Raw genomic sequence first — 3,513 nt, forward strand, 5'->3', positions numbered from 1 at the left:
GAACTTCTTGACCAAGTTTTAACAACCTTTTTTTCTCCATTACCATTCATTTCTTCTATCTTCTTGAAAAGACCTTCATGAACAAAAGGTGCTTTCTTTGTTGATCTACTCACTAATATGCCTCCCTTCCTAAGCACTAAGTCCTAAGTTATGAAGAGAACTTACTATTCTCCTCAAACTACTTAGCTCTTCTATCTTTGATAATAAATTTATCTGAATACTTCTTAGTTTTTCTAGTTTTGTATCCAAGTGCTGGTTTACCCCAAGGAGTAACTGGACTTGGTCTACCTACTGGTGACTTACCTTCACCACCACCGTGAGGGTGATCATTAGGGTTCATTACAGATCCTCTAACTGTTGGTCTCCATCCCATATGTCTCTTTCTTCCTGCTTTACCGATATTAACGATATCGTTAGTTGCATTTGAAAGTGTTCCGATAGTAGCTCTACATTCGATTCTTACATATCTCATTTCACCTGATGGTAATCTAAGAGTTGCATAATCTCCTTCTTTAGCCATTAATTGAGCTGAATTTCCTGCTGCTCTAACTAATTGACCACCTTTTCCTTTTTGTAACTCTATGTTATGAATAACTGTACCAACTGGTATATTCTTTAATGGAAGAGCATTACCTGGTTTGATATCAGCATTTGCTCCTGATTCTACTACATCACCAACATTTAATCCTGCTGGTGCAAGGATATATCTCTTTTCTCCATCACTATATACAAGAAGTGCAATATATGCTGTTCTATTTGGATCGTATTCTATAGTTGCAACCTTTGCTGAAACTGCATCTTTATTTCTTTTAAAATCTATTATTCTGTATTTTCTCTTAACAGTACCACCACGATGTCTAACAGTGATTTTACCTTGATTATTTCTACCCGCTTTAGTTTTTAATGCAACAAGAAGTGACTTTTCTGGCTCTTGTGAAGTTATTTCTTCAAAAGTTGGCATAGTCATTTGTCTTCTTGATGGTGTAATCGGGTTAAATTTTTTAACTGCCATTTAAAATTCCCTCCTTCTTTAAGCTTCTCTGGTGATCCTCACCAATAATGGCTTTATTGAAATACTATTGCATTCCTTCGAAGAATTCAATTCCATTGCTTTCTTCTGTTAATGTAACAACAGCCTTCTTATAATCTGCTCTCTTTCCTACATGTACGCCCATTCTTTTAGTTTTCCCTATACCGTTAATAGTGTTGATAGATTCAACTTTAACATTGAAAACTTCTTCCACAGCTCTCTTTATTTGAGATTTATTAGCATCAACATGAACTATGAAAGTGTACTTCTTTTCGGCCATAGACGCCATACTCTTTTCAGTTATAATTGGCTTTCTTATTATATCATGGCTTGTTAACTTCATTATGCGTACACCTCCTCAATTTTTGATACAGCATCTTTTGTAATGATTAATTTTTCATATTTTAATAAATCATATACATTGATGTTGTTTGCTGGAATAATGCTTATTCCTTGAATATTTCTTGCTGACTTATAAACAACTTCGTTTGACTCTGCTGTTATAATTAATGCTTTATTAGCTTCTAATGCTTTTAACATTTCAACTACATTTTTAGTTTTTGGTGCTTCAAAATTTAGTGAATCAAGAACTATCATTTGATTATCTTGAACCTTGCTAGTTAAAGCAGATTTCATAGCAACCTTTCTCATACTCTTTGGAACTGAAACTCTGTAATCTCTTGGCTTTGGTGCGAATACAATACCACCTTTGATCCATTGTGGTGCTCTGATAGAACCTTGTCTTGCTCTTCCAGTACCCTTTTGTCTCCAAGGCTTAATTCCGCCACCTCTAACTTCAGATCTAGTTTTAGTTGATTGAGTTCCTTGTCTCTTGTTAGCTAATAATGCTACTACAACTTGATGTAATGCATATTCGTTAACTTCTGCTGCAAATACGCTTTCGTTTAATTCCATATCTGCAACTTTCTTTCCTTCTTTATTAAATACTCCTACTGTAGGCATTTTATTTCCTCCTTTCTTCAAAGAAATTAAGCTCTAACTGTGTCTTTAATTACTACTGTACCTTTGTTAGGTCCTGGGATTCCACCCTTAATTAGTATTAAATTCTTTTCAGCTATTACTTTTACAACTTCTAAATTAAGTACTGTTGTATTAACAGATCCCATATGTCCTGGCATCCTCTTGTTTTTGAATGTTCTAGATGGATCTGATGAAGCTCCCATTGAACCTGGTGCTCTTTTAAATTTAGAACCATGAGTCATATCTCCTGTATGTTGATTCCATCTCTTTATAGCTCCTTGGAAACCCTTTCCTTTAGAAACTGCAGACACGTCAATTTTTTCTCCTGCTTCAAATACATCAGCCTTTATTTCGTTACCAACTTCATATTGACTTATATCATCAAGTCTGAATTCTTTAAGAGTTCTTCTTAATGTAGCTCCAGCCTTAGCAAAATGACCTTTCCTTGGCTTGTTAGCTAACTTTTCTCTAATTTCATCGAAACCAACTTGTATTGCTTCATAACCATCATTTTCTAATGTTTTCTTTTGAACAACAACACATGGGCCAGCTTCTACTACTGTTACAGGAACCACCTTACCATTTTCATCAAAGATTTGTGTCATTCCTATTTTCTTTCCTATTATAGCTTTTTTCATGTATTTACACCTCCCAAACTAATTAGCGGACTGTTAACAATCATAACTAGCCGTTTTTTATATTATTTCCAAGCATTATAGTTTGATTTCTATATCAACACCTGCTGGAAGATTTAATCTCATTAATGCATCAACAGTTTTTGGTGATGGATTAACAATATCGATTAATCTCTTATGAGTTCTTATTTCAAATTGTTCTCTTGAATCTTTGTACTTATGAACTGCTCTTAAGATTGTAACAACATCTTTTTCAGTAGGTAGTGGCACTGGACCTACAACCTTAGCTCCTGATGTTTTAGCAGTTTCAACAATTTTTTCTGCTGATTGATCTAATATTGTGTGATCAAAAGCTTTTAATCTAATTCTTATTTTTTGCTTTGACATTTCATTTCCCTCCTTCTTTATGTACGTTTTACTTCTAACGCACAACAGCGGTTGTTCTGTAAACTGTTCCAGGTGTTTCATCATTCCACAACAGCTCACCGATTCCCTGTCGTCGGATTCTAGATCCAAACTTACTCATCAAGAATTACCCGGAAGTCCGGCAACCTCCTGATTCATCGCTGTATGCTATGCAACTTCTTAATTATACTATTGTTGTATAGTCTTTTCAAGCTTTTTTTTACATTTTCTTAACTTTTTGTTTTTTAATATTATTTTTCTACTAGATTTATAATTTTAATCTTATCTTTACACAATTTAATTACTAATTTATTGCTCTACTCTCAATATAAGATCGATCATTATATATAGAATAAAAGCAAGGAATTAATCCTTGCCTTTATTTATAAAAATTAAATATAAATCATTTAATTTTATTATTCTACTATGCTAGTAACAACTCCAGAACCTACAGTTCTTCCA

General features: G+C 33.6%; 6 protein-coding genes. All 6 read right to left on the reverse strand.

The window, feature by feature from the left end; genetic code table 11:
- The coding region (locus tag CLOBL_RS26955; RefSeq protein WP_179117852.1) for a ribosomal protein S19 family protein at positions 1-113 on the reverse strand (113 nt) is incomplete at its 3' end.
- 65 nt (positions 114-178) lie between these two features.
- A complete protein-coding gene (rplB, locus tag CLOBL_RS26960) occupies positions 179-1,012 on the reverse strand; it encodes a 50S ribosomal protein L2 (RefSeq protein ID WP_077861806.1) in 834 nt (277 codons plus the stop codon).
- Between the two features lie 64 nt (positions 1,013-1,076).
- A complete protein-coding gene (gene rplW, locus CLOBL_RS26965; RefSeq protein ID WP_009167814.1) occupies positions 1,077-1,373 on the reverse strand; it encodes a 50S ribosomal protein L23 in 297 nt (98 codons plus the stop codon).
- Complete coding sequence (rplD, locus tag CLOBL_RS26970) at positions 1,373-1,993, reverse strand: 50S ribosomal protein L4 (protein ID WP_009167813.1); 621 nt, start codon at positions 1,991-1,993, stop codon at positions 1,373-1,375. Before rplD ends, rplW begins: the two co-directional genes overlap by 1 nt.
- Before the next feature lie 26 nt (positions 1,994-2,019).
- Positions 2,020-2,649: a 50S ribosomal protein L3 gene (gene rplC, locus CLOBL_RS26975; RefSeq protein WP_077861807.1), complete on the reverse strand. Its 630-nt coding sequence runs from the start codon at positions 2,647-2,649 to the stop codon at positions 2,020-2,022.
- 75 nt (positions 2,650-2,724) lie between these two features.
- Positions 2,725-3,033, reverse strand: a complete 309-nt coding sequence (gene rpsJ, locus CLOBL_RS26980; RefSeq protein WP_002582605.1) for a 30S ribosomal protein S10 — start codon at positions 3,031-3,033, stop codon at positions 2,725-2,727.
- Positions 3,034-3,513 lie beyond the last annotated feature (480 nt).

This window comes from Clostridium sp. BL-8, assembly GCF_002006495.1.
Taxonomy (GTDB): Bacteria; Bacillota; Clostridia; order Clostridiales; family Clostridiaceae; genus Clostridium.

Coding starts and splice junctions, on each gene's coding strand:
- rplB (WP_077861806.1), bottom strand. CDS start 1,012: ATGGCAGTTAAAAAATTTAACCCGATTACACCATCAAGAAGACAAATG.
- rplW (WP_009167814.1), bottom strand. CDS start 1,373: ATGAAGTTAACAAGCCATGATATAATAAGAAAGCCAATTATAACTGAA.
- rplD (WP_009167813.1), bottom strand. CDS start 1,993: ATGCCTACAGTAGGAGTATTTAATAAAGAAGGAAAGAAAGTTGCAGAT.
- rplC (WP_077861807.1), bottom strand. CDS start 2,649: ATGAAAAAAGCTATAATAGGAAAGAAAATAGGAATGACACAAATCTTT.
- rpsJ (WP_002582605.1), bottom strand. CDS start 3,033: ATGTCAAAGCAAAAAATAAGAATTAGATTAAAAGCTTTTGATCACACA.